We start from the raw sequence: 13,757 nt of genomic DNA, 5'->3' as shown, positions 1-13,757 counted from the left end.
CGATGATGTCCGCGCCGCGCGCGGGGCGTCACCACAGGGTTATTGACAGCACTTCGGTCCGACCGTAACGTTGTAGTATGTACACTCAGGCCTGAATATATATTCCCTCTATTCGGGAAATGCTCCGAAATGCAGCTGTGCGACATTTCTGATACTTCCTCCTGCCCTCCTGCCCTCCTGCATTCCGGCGACCCCGCTCGGCCCCTTGAAGGGAACCCCCCATGAAACCGCTGACCAGCCTCCGCAAGGCCGCCACGCCCAAAGCCGCCGCCGTGACATTGCTCCTCGTCACCACCATCGTCGCGACCGGCCAGAGCGCGGCGTCGGCCGCCCCTTGTGAGGACCGTCTCGTCGGATGGGGCACGGTCCCCGGCTACGGCTTGAGCACCACGACGGGCGGCGGTGACGCGACGCCCCAGACCATCACCACGCTGGAGGAGCTGGAGCGGTACGGCGGTGACGCGACGCCACGGGTGCTGCGCATCTCCGGAAAAATCACCACCGGTTCGTACGCCGTCGACATCGCCAGCAACAAGACCCTGATCGGCGCCGACGAGAACGCCACCATCCACGGCGGCATCAACATCGCCCCCGGCAGCAGCAACATCATCGTCAGGAACCTGAACTTCGAGGGCTTCTGGCCCGGCTCAGGGCCGGACGACACGATCTCCGCCCGCGGCGCCCATCACCTGTGGTTTGACCACCTCAACATCTGGGACGCCGGCGACGGGCTGCTCGACCTCACCAAGGGCTCGGACCTGATCACGGTCTCCTGGGTGAAGTTCTGGTACACCGACCCGTCCCACCCGCACCGCCTGGCCAGCCTGAACGGCTCCGACGCCAACGACGACGAGATCGACGCGGGGAAGCTGAACGTCACCTACCACCACAACTGGTTCGCCGACCTGGTCGACCAGCGCATGCCGCGCGTCCTGTTCGGCAAGGGGCACGTCTTCAACAACTACTACACGACCGTCGACAACACCTACGCCGTGGGCGCCGGCGCGCTCGCCTCGGTGCTGATCGAGAACAACTACTTCAAGAAGACCAACAACCCGCACCAGTTCATGTACGTGCGGCCGTCGTACATCACCGCCCGGGGCAACGTCTACGACCGGACCACCGGCCTGCGGGACACCGGCGCGGGCGGCACCGGCGGCGGCGTCACCCCGTTCACCGAGCCGCCGTACCCCTACAAGGCCGACAACGCCCACAAGGTCCCCAGCGTCGTGACCCGCTGCGCCGGCCCGGCCCTGTGATCCACGAGCCGGCCACCGACCCTCGATAGCCGTGGGGGTGCTCCAGCCACCACGTGGCGCCCGCCGCGGCGTAGGCCCGCACCGGCGAGCCGGGCTCGCTCACGCCGATGACCGCCACGTCGAGATCGTCTGTGGTGGCCCGGTAACGGCGCAGCTCGCCGGCTCCGCGGGCTCGCCCAGGGTCGCGACATCGATGCCGTAACGCATGTCCACACGCAAGCACGCGGCCGCTTCGTGTTCTGGCCATCGTCCCCGGCGAATTCGACGTCCGGCCCTGACGCCCTGACGTGGATCGCCTCGGACGTCACGCGCGCAGGACGGTGACCTGACGGCCGGAGGGTCTGGTGGCTTGTGTGAAAGTGCCGCGGTCCTTCCATTCGGGGGCTTGGGGGCGGCGGTCGAAGATGACGAGGACGCCGGTGGGCAGGGTGAGGCGGTCGAGGTATTGGTCAAGTGGGGTGAGGCCTTCGGGTAGGGGGTTGCTTTCGCCGGGTCGCCGGACTTGGAGTTCCATGGCTTCGCGTTGCATCTGCCGCTCGCCTTGTGGTCCCTTGCAGGGCCAGCGGACGAGTACGTCGAGGCGCTTGCTGCCGGCGGCGTATTCGCCGTCGAGGTGGCCGCCGCCGTTGACGAGGCGGTGCAGGAAGGCCATGAGGATGATCTGGCAGGCGGCTTCGTGGTAGCCCTCTTGCTGGATGAGGACTTCGCCGTGTTCGCGCCAGAAGACGACGAACTCCTCCAGCAGGCGGGGCAGGTCGAAGCGGCCGTCGGGGAGGACGAAAGCTCATGGGCGAGGGCGTTGACCAGCCAGGGTTGTCCTTGGGTGAGCTCGAAGACGCGGTCCACCGCGTCTTTGGTGAACTCCTGGCCGGTGGCCAGGGGTCCGGCGGCAGGAGGTCGTCGGGCCATCCCGAGGTCTCGGCGGCCTCGCGGAGTGTGTCCAGCAGAACCGCCTCCGTGAGAGCGACGTCGTCACCGGCCGTCTTGGCGTCCTCGCAGGAGAACATCAGCGCTGCGATGTCGCCTTCGGCGGTCAGCTCGGATGCCAGGGCGGCCAGCGTGGTCGTCTTGCCGGTCTGGCGGGGCGCGTGCAGCACGAAGCAGCGGTCCATCTCGATCAGCGCCCGCGCCTCGGGGAGCCGGGGTGCGGGGGCAGCATGTAGTGGCGCTGCGGATCGCAGGGACCGATCTTCTCCAACGGTATCCACATGTCAGGACTTGTGGAAGCGGCGGAATCAGCTCGGCGGGCTTGAGGATGACGGTGTCACCGGCGCCGTGGGCGGGGGTGAAACTTCCGGGCGGCCCAGGACAGGCGGGGCGCTCACAGTGGTGGTCGAAGGTGATCAGCCCTTGATGGCGCCGGCGGTCATGCCGGCGACGATCTTGCGGTTGAAGAAGACGAACAGCAGCAGCGGCGGGATCGTGATCAGGACGATGTCCATGAACAGCAGGTTCCACTGGGTGCTGTACTGGCTCTGGAAGTTGTAGAGGGTGACCTGGACGGTGGCGTTCTCGTCGCCGGGCAGCAGGTAGAGCGGGTTGACGAAGTCGTTGAAGATGTTGACCGAGCTGACCAGGATGACCGTGATGGTGACCGGCCGCAGCAGCGGGAAGATCACCCGGAAGAACAGGCGGAAGCCGTTGCACCCGTCGATCTGGGCGGCCTCGTCCAGCTCGCGAGGGATGGCCGCGATGAACGCGCGAAACAGCAGCATCGCGAACGACAGGTTGAAGGCGACCTCGGCGAGTATCAGCCCCGGAAGGGTCTTGAACAGGCCGAGCGCCTGCAGCAGCCAGATCGTCGGCACGACCGCGGGCGGGATGATCAGCCCCGACAGCACCAGGAAGTCGGCCGCCTTGGCGACCTTGCCCGGGCGGCGCTGCAGCACGAACGCGGCCATGGCGCCGAAGACGACCAGCAGAGTGACGGCGGCGACGGTGATGACGGTGCTGTTGACGTAGGCGCGCAGCAGCACGTAGTCGCGGGCCTCGACCACGGCCATGAAGTTCTCCACGACCGGCCAGTTCGTGGGCCAGGCGAAGTCGAGGTCGATGGCCTGCTTCTGGTCCTTGACCGCGGTCAGCAGCATGAGCGCGAACGGGACGAGGAAGATCACGGTGGCCAGCACCAGCGCGACCGCTTCCGCGCCGAGGCTGCGGAGTGCTCTCATGCGGTGACCTGCCTCCTGCCGAGGTAGTAGTTGAGCGGCACGGCGATGGCCGAGACGATGAGGAACAGCAGCACGTTGCCCGCGGTGGACAGGCCGAAGAAGCCGGCCTGATACTGCTTGTAAATGATCGAGGCGATGGTGTCGCTGGTGAAGCCGGGGCCGCCGCGGGTCATCGTCCAGATGAGGTCGAACGAGCGCAGCCCGCCGATGAACGACAGGATGATCACCGAGTACGTGGCCGGCCAGGACAGCGGCAACGTCACGTGCCTGAACCGATGCCAGGCGCCGCCCCCGTCCACCGCCACCGCCTGGTGATACTCCTGCGGGATCGACATGATGCCGGCGATGTAGATCACCGTGGCCAGCCCGACGCCCTTCCACACGTCCACCAGAGCGACCGACAGCAGCGCGGTGGTGGCGTCGCCGAGCCAGTCGCGGCCGTCGATGCCGACCAGCGCCAGAGCCTGGTTGACCAGGCCGGTGTCCGGCTTGAGCAGCACGCTGAACGTGATGCCGACCGCGACCGTCGAGACCAGCACAGGGAAGAACACCACCGAGCGCAGAAAGCCGCGCAGCCGCAGCCTCGAGGTCAGCAGCACGCCGAGCAGCAAACCCAGCACGACCTTCAGGCCGCTGGTGACCACCGCGTAGATCAAGGTGTTGACGAAGCCGACGCGCAGGTTCTGCTCGGCCAGGAAGTCGCGGAAGTTGTCCAGGCCGACGAAGGTGCTGTCGAACAGGGTCCACCGGGTGAGCGCAAAGTAGAACGCCATCGCCGTCGGCACCAGGAAGATCACCAGGAACACCACGGCGGCCGGGAGATACAGCGCGTACGGATAGGGCGACTTGCGCTTGGCCGCCTTGCGAGCGTGTCCGGGCGCCGGGCCGGGCCCCGTGCGGGACCCGGTCGCCTGCTTCGTCACCATCCCGCGAGCCCCAGCTGCTTGGCCTGCTTCTCCACGTCCTTGTCGTACTGCGCGGCCCCCTCGGCGGCCGGGGTCAGCCCCGAGCCCACGGCGACCGTGATCTGCTCAAGGGACGGGCCCTTGACCGGGGAGACGAACTCCAGCGCGGGCGCCGTACGGCTCTCGTCCACGTACACCTGCAGGTCCTTGGCCACCTGGATCGCGTTGTCAGGCAGCTTGGCGCCCTGGATCCGGTACGGTCCGGCCGGCTGGACCACCTTGTTCACCGCGTCGGCCGCGGGCGGGGAGGCGATGAAGCCCAGGAACTTCTTGGCCGCGTCCACGTTCTCGCTGGTCTTGGCGATGTAGATGCCCGGCGGCTCCCAGATCGTGGCGCCGTTCCTGGCCGGGTCGGTGCCGGGGATGCCGAAGAAGCCCACATCGGTGGCCGCCTGCGGCATGCTGGCCACCAGCGGCGGCAGCTGGGCGCTGAGCATCGGGTAGTGCGCGCCCTTGCCCTCGACCAGCATCTTCATGCCCTGGTCGTTGGTGGCCGAGCCGAAGCCCTCCTGCATGAAGCCTTTGGCGTGCACCTCGGCCAGGTGCTGGAAGCCGGCCATCGCGGCCGGGGTGGTGGCGAACTTGGCCTTGTTGGCCGTGTAGTCCTGCGCGAAGCCCGGCACCGCCGCCTGCACGTTGTAGTAGTCGCCCAGCACGAACAGCTGGGAGGTCCAGGTGTCCTTGAACGTGCCGATCACCGGGGTGATCCCGGCCGCCTTGATCGTGTCGTTGTTGGCCATGAACGCGGCCCAGGTCTTCGGCACCTCCAGCTTGAGCTGCTCGTAGACCTTGCGGTTGTAGAGGATGCCACCGCCCATGGCGGTGCCTGCGGGCACGCCGAAGACCTTGCCCGCCTGGCTCACCACCGGCAGGAAGTCCTTCTGGACGTTGGCCAGCACCGGGTCGCCGGTCAGGTCGACCATGGTCTGGGCCGGGTTGAGCGCTTGGAGCAGCGAGCCGGAGTTGTACCAGAACACATCCGACATGTCGCCCGTGGACAGCCGCGTCTTGACGATGTTGTCGCCCTCGCTGCCGCCCGGCCGCGTCTCCGTCTCGATCTTGATCGTGGGGTTGGCCTTCATGAAGGCGTCCGCGAGCGCCTTGGCCGTGTCCACCGTGGCCTGGCTGTTGTCGACGAGGAACTTCAGGGTGACGGTGCCGCCGCCGGACTCGCCGCCCGAGTCGGAGCCGCACGAGGTCAGAGCCGCCATGGCCAGGACGGCCAAAGCCGCTCCCAGCGTGCGGTGCGAGGTCTTCACAACGTCCCTCCGAGATGGTTAAAACGTTTTAAAAGCTCCCCGATGGCAGTTAACGTAAGCGTCACAAAGGGTGCCGTCAAGAGGTGGGTTGGGGAACGGTCTCCAATCGTGACAGTGGTAAGTCCGGGCTATCCCGGTGGCATCATCCGCCAGAATGGGTAACGTTATCTATCGGCTTCCCCGGCAACCCGGCTCGACGCGTCCACGGGTCACGGTGAATCGTAGGTTCGGGTGTAGCGCAAGCGTGCGCGCCCTTATACGGGTTGTTCCTCCGTCGGAGCCGCTGCTCGGCGCACCCGTACCGCCAGCAGAACCAGGACGATGGGGAGGAGTGTGACAAGGACCCATGCGATCGTGACGGGATGGGTCGCCTCGTCCGACGACTGTGCGCACCCGAGTACGGGCATCCAGTTCATCATCAGGTCACGGAGCACCAGGGGCACGAGCGTCAGCCAGCCCACCACTCGGCCCAGCGGGCGGCGCCCGGTGAGCGCCAGCAGCGCCCAGAACCCGAAGCCCACCCCCAACACGATCGGCTGCGGGATCAGGATCAGAACGGCCGCCAGGTGCCCTAGCAGGATCTCCTCCATACCGCCGAAGCAGCCGCCGTCCATCACCATGATCGAGTACTCGGCCGGCCCATCGGCGAGGGAGCTCCACACCATCGCCTGAGGAATGCTCACCAGCACCAGGGCGACGCCCCAGAAGACCAACGGCCACCGCCAGCGCAGCGGACGAAGCTCACGCCGTCCCTTCTGATGGACGACGCGGCCGAGCACCGTCAGCACAACGGCCACGGCGAGCAGAGCGAGCAGCGCGGCGCCCAGTCGCGGCACCCAACGCCTGCGGCGCAGCACCACGACGGGCACCACCAGCAGCGCGGCCACGACCGCACCGGCGACGAGGTTCGCGGGCTTGGGCACGATGACCGCGGGCGCCAACGGCATCAGGATCGCCAGAGCGCATAAGGCGGGCACGGAGATTTTCGACGACACCAGCGACGCATCTATCGCTCGAGATGCGCTCATGTCAAACCACACCTCGGGATGGAGTGCTACTCCTCGCGCCGTTCAAGCCCGTCCCGAGTTGTCCGTGGCACCGTCAGATCTGCTGCTGTCGCAGTGATCAGGAGCCTCGGTCCCGGCTGAGGAAGCATGACAGGAGCCGCCTGAAGTCGTGCGGGTGCTCCAGCGCCGGCACGTGGCCGCATCGGCCGAACACGTGCAGACGGACATCGGCCAGGTGGTCGAGCAGGGGCAGGGCTGCCGTCCCGAGCGGGGTGACGCGGTCCTCGGCGCCGTGGACGAGCAGCACGGGCGCGCGGATCCCGGCCAGCGTTCGCGCCGGGAGCGTGAGGTCGTCGGCCCAACGTGCCCTGGGCGGAGGGAACAACGACGCGTAAGCGGCCGCCCCCGCTCGCATCGCGGCCGCACGGGCGGCGACGGCCGACTCGGTCACGAGCGCCTGGTCGTGGACGAGGCGGCTCAACATGTCTCGTGCCCCGAGCGGGTCGGCGGCGGCGGCCCAGACCGCGTCGAGTTCGGCGGACAGCGGCGCCCCGGGGGCGCCCATCGTCGAGACCGCCACGACACGGGTGACCTGCTGGGGGCGCGCTGCCGCCAGCGCCAGCGCCACGGCGCCGCCCATGGAGTGGCCCACCACGGCGTAGCGCTCGACACCGAGAGCATCCATCAGGCCCGCGGCCTGCTCCGTCCACAGCCGGAGCCCGCCCCTGGGGCCCGCCGGGATCGGCGTACGGCCGAACCCCGCCTGGTCAGGAGCCACCAGGTGCCAGGACGTGCCCAGCGCCTGTGCCGTCGCCGCCCAGGCGCCGGATCCGGTCGTACCGGGTCCGGAGCCGTGCAGCATCAGCACCGCGGGGCCGGTGCCGCTCTCCAGGACGTGGACGGGGGAGCCGTCGACTGTGACGGTCCGAAGTGCCGTCACCGGGACAGGCCAGGCGTGCTCATGACGAGGCGGAGTTGAGGGACTTCGAGAAGACCTCCATCATCGCCCTGCCGAACTGCGGCATGTCGGGCCACCCCCGGCAGGAGACGAGGTTGCCGTCCACGACGTCGGGAGCGTCGATGACCGTCGCGCCCGCGTTCTCCATGTCGCCGGTGATGGGGGGGAAGCACGCCGTCTTCCGCCCTTTCAGCAGCCCGTACACGGCCGGCACCTGCGCGCCGTGGCACACCAGCGCGATCGGGAGGTTGCGCGCGAAGAAGTGCTCGGTGATGCGCCTGACGTCGGCGTCGACCCGGATCCACTCGGGAGCACGTCCCCCAGGGATGATGAGGGCGTCATAGCGCTCGACGTCGACCTCGGCCCAGGGCACGTCCACCGGCAGCTTCCGGCCGTTCTTCTCGACGTAGGCGTCGGAGTCGGGGTCGAACTCGTGGATGACCAGCTGAACGTCACGCATCGTCCGTGACGAGACGTCGACGTCCCAGCCGCCCTCCTGCACGCGGTAGTAGGGATACATGGTGTCGAGCTCCTCGGCGGCGTCGCCGGTCAGGAGCAGCGCTCTGGGCACCTGCTTCTCCTCGCATCTGGGGCGGGTGAGGTGGATCCAATCCGATCCGATCGGATTGAGTCAGCATTCCTCGGCCCAGCCCCGCCCGTCAAGCCTCTGCGGCCATTCCGTCCGCGCCCTCGGCCTGGTCGAACAACCGCCGGAACCGCTCGCCGGACCGCAGGATGTGCCGGCGCATGGCGTAGGCGGCGGCGTCGGGGTCACGCGCGGCGATCGCGGCCAGAACCTCTTCGTGCTCGGCCATGGCGAGGTGAGTGACCTGGGCGTCGCGGTGCAGCCGGAAGAGGTGCACGTGCGTGTGCAGGCGAGCGAGTGCTTCGCGGATGACCTGGTTCTCCGCGCTCAGGGCGACGAGATCGTGAAAAGCGGCGTCGCGCAGCCCGAAGGCGCCATAGGCCATGGGTCCCTTGCCTCCCTCCAGCTCCGCCATGTCCTCCAGCATCCGTCGCATGCCGGCCACCTGCTCCGAGGATGCGCGTTCGGCGGATCTGCGCGCCGCCGCCGGCTCGAGGAGCAGGCGGACCTCAAGCATGTCCTCGAATCGGTGACGGGTGATCTGGGGGGGAATGCGATAGCCGGCATGAGGCACCCGCACGACCAGGCCCTCGGCCTCCATGCGGTTCAGAGCGTCTCGGATCGGCGTCTGTGAGACCCCCAGCTCTCGCGCCAGGGCATCGATCGTGACCCGGGAGCCAGGCTCTATCCGTAGCGACATCATCTGTCCGAGCAGCGTGTCGTACACCTCGTCGGCAAGCCGGCCGCGAGATCTCCGCGGCGGTGTCCCGCCCGCCATGGCCGCACGGCGCCGCGCGATCACCGCTTCGTCGTCCATCGTGACGTGAGGTCCTTTCTTGCGTCCTCGGGAACCTGTTGTCATCGGTCGCCATACTGCGGGATGTTGACGCTCCCCATCGGATCGTATAGGAAAGGTGGCGGATGCCAGCCATCCCTCACCTATCGGGGAACCGTCCGCCATCGCTCCGCTTCGATCAGTTGGAGCTTCCATGAGCATGCTCGACGTCCTGCTCGGTTCGCCGCCGGGCCGCACGAGGACCGAAGTCTCGGCTGCTTGAAGCCCCATCACGGCGCGGCGTATCCGTGTCTCCGGTCCGCGGGTCAGCCCCCGCGACAGCCGGCGACACGCCTGAACAATGCAGCAACCGCTCGGCGAAGCACGCAGCAAGGCTCCAGAAGTCCCCGCCCAGAAAGCAGGCGAGAAGATGCGGTATCCCAAGCGAAGAGGACGACTGTCCGTTCCCGGCCGAAAGGTGCGGCTGGCGACGGCGGCCATGGTCGTGGCCACGGCCATGGCCGCTTGCGGCGGCCAGAACGACAGCGCCCCCAAGGCGCCGGCGACCATCCCGGAGCTCACCAAAGATCCGCTGACCCTCAGCTTCATCTGGTTCGACTGGCCCCCCGCCCACGCGCTGGAAACCTTCGCGAACGCGGAGTACGCCAAGGAGCGGCCGAACGTGACCATCAAGGTCAAGACCGTGCCGAACGCGAACTGGCACGACGCGATGTTCACCCAGTTCGCCGCGCACAAGACCGACTTCGACATCCCGATCCTGGACTCGCAACACATCGGCGAGGCCGTGACGAACGGCAACATCCTGGACATCACCGACTTCGTCAAGAAGAACATCGACGTCAAGGCCTACAACCCCTACCTCCTGGCGGCCTACGGCCAGTTCCCCCAGGCGGAGACCGGGAAGCGGGACGAGAACGCCAGCCTGTACGGACTGCCGCTGCTCGGCGACACCTGGACGATGATCTACCGTAAGGACCTGATCGGCGACAAGCCACCGCAGACCTGGGACGAGATGATCTCAGTCGCCGAGAAGTGCCAGGCGGACAACCCCGGCGTCAGCGGGCTGGCCTTCCACCAGGCCAACGGCTCCGACGCCGCGGCCGTCACCTACAACACGGTCAACGGCGTCTACGGCGGCAACCTCTGGAACCCCAAGACGCGCAAGATCGACGGCGTCCTCAACGACGCTGCGGGCCAGGAGGCGATGGACGTCCTGGTCAACAAGATGAAGCCGCTGACCGCCAAGGGCTCGGGCAACTGGTTCATCGACGAGGTGAACGCGGCGGTCGCCCAGGGCAAGGCATGCATCGCGTTCAACTGGATCGCCGCGAGCGGCGGCCTGCTCGACCCGAAGCAGTCGACGCTCGGCACCACGCGGGAGCAGATCCTCGACAAGCTGGGTTTCGCCACCCTGCCGAGTCAGAAGACGAACCTGGTGCCTCTCGGCGGCATGGGGATGCACGTGTCGGCCTATTCGCCCGAGGCGAACCAGCATGAGGCCCTGAACTTCATGAAGTGGTTCGAGCAGGCCGACATCCAGAAGAAGTGGGCCGCGGCAGGCGGCGTGCCATCGCGTACGGACGCCCTGGAGTCGCCCGAGTTCCTCGATGCCGCGCCGTTCAACCAGGTGTACACCGACTCGGTGCCGCGGATGCGGGACATGTGGAATGTGCCCGAGTACGCGCGCCTGGTCGACATCGAGAACACCAACGTGAACGCGGCGCTCAACGGCGCGAAGGCGCCGAAGGAGGCGCTCGACGACATCGCGAAGGAACAGCAGAGCGTGCTCGACGCCGGCAGCGGGAAGGGCGGCGGCGGACTGTGAGTGACTCCGCCCCCCTGACGACCGGCCACCCCGGGCAGGCGGCGTCTGCGACACCGCCTGCTCAGGGTCGGTTCCGCCGCCTGAGCGATCGCGGGCTCGCCGTGGCCTTCACCTCGCCCGCGCTGCTGCTGTTGCTCGCGATGTCGGTGTTCCCGTTGCTGTGGGCGTTGTACCTGTCCTTCACCGACTACTCGGCCACCCGCGGGGGGCCGGCCCATTTCATCGGGTTCGGGAACTACACCGCCATCCTGGCCTCGGAGCAGGTCCACCTGAGGGCCTTGACGACGTTGATCTACGTGGTCGGCGCGGTCACCCTGCAGACCGTGCTCGGTTTCGCCATCGCCTACTTGATCTCACGGCGCACGCACGGGCGAGGACTGCTGACCACTCTGTTCCTGGTGCCGATGATGCTGTCGCCGGTCGTGGTCGGGCTGTTCTGGCGATTCATGCTCGACGCGCAATTCGGCGTGATCAACAGCATGCTCGGCTCGCTCGGCCTGGGGCAGGTGGAGTGGCTCACCGGGCAGCGAACGGCACTGATCTCGCTGATCCTGGTCGACACCTGGCAGTGGACGCCGTTCATCATGCTCATCGCACTCGCGGGCCTCACCGCGGTTCCCCAGTACCTGTACGAGGCCGCCTCGATCGACCGGGCGTCCGAGTGGTTCCGGTTCCGCACCATCACCCTTCCCCTGGTGTGGCCACTGCTCCTCATCGCCGTGCTGTTCAGAGCCATCGAGGCCTTCCGGCTGTTCGACCTCGTCTACATCCTCACCAGCGGAGGACCTGGGGTCTCCACCGAGACGTTGTCGTTCCACGTCTACAAGGTCGCGTTCCTGGGCTTCAACACCGGAACCGCCTCGGCGTACGGGATCCTGATGATCCTCGTCGTCATCGTCCTCACGCAGCTCTACCTGCGCTACCTGAACAAGCTCAAGGAGGACTGATGGCAGTCTCCGTCGACGAGGCCGTGGCCGCACGTCCTGCCCGGGATCGCCGGTCACCCGCGCGCCGCTTCGGCGGCCGGGGCCGCTCCGCGCTGGAGGTCGTGCTGCTGGCCGTGCTGGCCGTCGTGATGCTCTTTCCGGTGCTGTGGATGATCGAGACGTCCATCAAGGAGAACCGGGACGTCTACGCCATCCCGGCCAAGTTCTTCGACTTCAAGGTCACCTTGGACCATTTCAAGGACGTGTTCGTCTCCTCCGGCGGCGGTCGTTCGACCCTGTCCGTCTCGTTTCTCAACTCCGTCGTGGTCGCCGGGGCCTCCACGGCGCTGGCCACCGTGCTGGGGGTGCCGGCGGCCTGGGCCTACTCACGCTTCGCCGTGAAGGCCAAGAAGGACCAGCTGTTCTTCATCCTGTCCACGCGCTTCATGCCGCCCGTGGTGGTCGTGATCCCGATCTTCCTCATGTATCGCCAGGTCGGGCTCATCGACACCAAGCTCGGCCTGATTCTCATCTACGCCGCGTTCAACGTCCCGTTCACGATCTGGATGATGAAGGGGTTCGTCGACGAGGTGCCCGCGGAGTACGAGGACGCCGCCATGCTCGACGGCTACACCCGCTTGCAGGCGTTCTGGCGATTCACCCTGCCCCTGCTGCTGCCCGGCATCGCCGCGACGGCGGTCTTCGCGCTCATCTTCTCGTGGAACGAGTTCGTGTTCGCCATCTTCCTCACCTCCAGCGACAGCGTGCGGACGGCCCCACCCGCCATCGCCGGCCTCATCGGCGGAACCACCGTGGACTGGGGTCTGGTGGCCGCCGCCTCCGTGGTGTTCGCCCTGCCGGTGCTCGTCTTCGCCTACCTGGTGCGCAAGCACCTCGTCGCCGGTGTGACGCTCGGGGCGGTGCGGCGCTGATGGCGGGCATCGAGGTGAAGGCCCTGCACAAGCGCTACCCGGACGGGACGGTCGCGGTCGACCACGTGGACCTGTCCATCCATGACGGTGAGCTGTTCGTGATGCTCGGCCCTTCGGGTTGCGGCAAGACGACCACGCTGCGGGCCATAGCCGGCCTGGAGAGGCAGACGACGGGCGACATCCGCATCGGCGGCACGCTGGTCAACGACCTGCCGCCCGCCGAGCGCGACATCGCCATGGTGTTCCAGTTCTACGCTCTCTACCCGCATCTGAGAACCCGCGACAACCTGGCGTTCCCCCTGCGGGCCGAGGGACTGCCCAAGGCGGAGGTGCGCGAGCGGGTCGACGAGGCCGCACGGCTGATGCGGCTCGGTCCGCTCCTGGACCGGCGGCCGCGCCGGCTGTCCGGCGGGGAGCAGCAGCGCGTCGCGCTCGCTCGCGCCCTGGTGCGACGACCGCGCGCATTCCTCATGGACGAACCTCTCACCAATCTGGACGCGGAGCTGCGGGCGGACATGCGCACGGAGATCAAGCACCTGCAGGGGGAGCTGGGGACGACGATGGTCTACGTCACCCACGACCAGGTCGAGGCCATGTCGCTCGGCCACAGGATCGCCATACTCAACAAGGGCCGCGTCGAGCAGATCGGCACCCCGCTGGAGGTCTACGACCGTCCGGCGAGTCTCTTCTGCGCCGCGTTCATCGGCTCCCCGCCGATGAACCTGATCGAGGTGGAGGTGGCCGACGGGGAGCTGCGCACTGAGGGCGGACTGGCCCTCATGCCACCGCCAGGTGTGCCGCGCGACCGTCGCCTGGTCGCAGGCGTCCGGCCGGAGGCGCTGGAAGTCACGGAACCACGGGCGGAACGTTCGGTCCCGGCCCGCGTGGTCTCGGCCGAGTGGCTCGGCGACGAGATCATCTACGTGGTCGACCACGGCGGCCGGCGGGACGTACGGGTTCGGATGCCGCCGACCGTCCGTTTCGCCGCTGACGCACCGGTCGGGCTGCGGCACACCGGCGGGACCCCGGTGGTCTACGACGCGAGCACGGAAGAGCTGGTGGCCTGATGGGAA

General features: G+C 67.7%; 13 protein-coding genes. 5 read left to right on the top strand and 8 right to left on the bottom strand.

Features of this window, described 5'->3' with window-relative positions:
* Window positions 1-221 precede the first annotated feature (221 nt).
* Window positions 222-1,259 (top strand): hypothetical protein, encoded by a 1,038-nt coding sequence (locus tag ABZW11_RS17555; RefSeq protein WP_355418095.1) that lies wholly within the window; start codon window positions 222-224, stop codon window positions 1,257-1,259.
* Window positions 1,260-1,563: 304 nt separating this feature from the next.
* Here the strand turns inward: ABZW11_RS17555 and ABZW11_RS17550 are convergent, their stop codons facing one another.
* From ABZW11_RS17550 to ABZW11_RS17515, 8 genes are all read right to left on the bottom strand, one after another.
* Window positions 1,564-1,911 carry a hypothetical protein gene (locus tag ABZW11_RS17550; RefSeq protein ID WP_355418092.1) on the bottom strand — a complete coding sequence of 116 codons (348 nt, stop codon included), beginning with the start codon at window positions 1,909-1,911 and terminating at the stop codon, window positions 1,564-1,566.
* 691 nt (window positions 1,912-2,602) lie between these two features.
* Window positions 2,603-3,430: a carbohydrate ABC transporter permease gene (locus ABZW11_RS17545; protein WP_355418089.1), complete on the bottom strand. Its 828-nt coding sequence runs from the start codon at window positions 3,428-3,430 to the stop codon at window positions 2,603-2,605.
* Complete coding sequence (locus ABZW11_RS17540; protein WP_355418086.1) at window positions 3,427-4,356, bottom strand: sugar ABC transporter permease; 930 nt, start codon at window positions 4,354-4,356, stop codon at window positions 3,427-3,429. Before ABZW11_RS17540 ends, ABZW11_RS17545 begins: the two co-directional genes overlap by 4 nt.
* Complete coding sequence (locus ABZW11_RS17535; RefSeq protein ID WP_355418083.1) at window positions 4,350-5,654, bottom strand: extracellular solute-binding protein; 1,305 nt, start codon at window positions 5,652-5,654, stop codon at window positions 4,350-4,352. Before ABZW11_RS17535 ends, ABZW11_RS17540 begins: the two co-directional genes overlap by 7 nt.
* 254 nt (window positions 5,655-5,908) lie before the next feature.
* Window positions 5,909-6,694 (bottom strand): hypothetical protein, encoded by a 786-nt coding sequence (locus ABZW11_RS17530; RefSeq protein WP_355418080.1) that lies wholly within the window; start codon window positions 6,692-6,694, stop codon window positions 5,909-5,911.
* A gap of 85 nt (window positions 6,695-6,779) precedes the next feature.
* Window positions 6,780-7,601 (bottom strand): alpha/beta hydrolase, encoded by an 822-nt coding sequence (locus ABZW11_RS17525; protein ID WP_355418077.1) that lies wholly within the window; start codon window positions 7,599-7,601, stop codon window positions 6,780-6,782.
* 19 nt (window positions 7,602-7,620) lie between these two features.
* On the bottom strand, window positions 7,621-8,190 hold the full coding sequence (locus tag ABZW11_RS17520) for a DJ-1/PfpI family protein (RefSeq protein WP_355418074.1): 570 nt from the start codon (window positions 8,188-8,190) through the stop codon (window positions 7,621-7,623).
* 88 nt (window positions 8,191-8,278) lie between these two features.
* On the bottom strand, window positions 8,279-9,022 hold the full coding sequence (locus tag ABZW11_RS17515; RefSeq protein WP_355418071.1) for a GntR family transcriptional regulator: 744 nt from the start codon (window positions 9,020-9,022) through the stop codon (window positions 8,279-8,281).
* A 388-nt stretch (window positions 9,023-9,410) separates the two neighbouring features.
* Between ABZW11_RS17515 and ABZW11_RS17510 the strand changes: the two genes are divergently transcribed.
* Genes ABZW11_RS17510 through ABZW11_RS17495 form a run of 4 tightly spaced genes read left to right on the top strand, consistent with a single transcriptional unit; the run spans window position 9,411 to window position 13,751 of the window.
* Window positions 9,411-10,826 (top strand): extracellular solute-binding protein, encoded by a 1,416-nt coding sequence (locus ABZW11_RS17510; protein WP_355418068.1) that lies wholly within the window; start codon window positions 9,411-9,413, stop codon window positions 10,824-10,826.
* The gene (locus ABZW11_RS17505) at window positions 10,823-11,773 is read left to right on the top strand and encodes a sugar ABC transporter permease (RefSeq protein ID WP_355418064.1); all 951 of its coding nucleotides are present in this window, start codon (window positions 10,823-10,825) and stop codon (window positions 11,771-11,773) included. Before ABZW11_RS17510 ends, ABZW11_RS17505 begins: the two co-directional genes overlap by 4 nt.
* Complete coding sequence (locus ABZW11_RS17500; protein ID WP_355418061.1) at window positions 11,773-12,684, top strand: carbohydrate ABC transporter permease; 912 nt, start codon at window positions 11,773-11,775, stop codon at window positions 12,682-12,684. Before ABZW11_RS17505 ends, ABZW11_RS17500 begins: the two co-directional genes overlap by 1 nt.
* Complete coding sequence (locus ABZW11_RS17495) at window positions 12,684-13,751, top strand: ATP-binding cassette domain-containing protein (RefSeq protein ID WP_355418058.1); 1,068 nt, start codon at window positions 12,684-12,686, stop codon at window positions 13,749-13,751. The genes ABZW11_RS17500 and ABZW11_RS17495 overlap by 1 nt, the downstream gene beginning before the upstream one ends.
* Window positions 13,752-13,757: the final 6 nt, after the last annotated feature.

Source organism: Nonomuraea sp. NPDC004580 (assembly GCF_040609855.1).
Taxonomy (GTDB): Bacteria; Actinomycetota; Actinomycetes; order Streptosporangiales; family Streptosporangiaceae; genus Nonomuraea; species Nonomuraea salmonea.
Note: the sequence above shows the minus strand (reverse complement) of the source record. Positions and strands in the feature narration are given on the sequence as shown.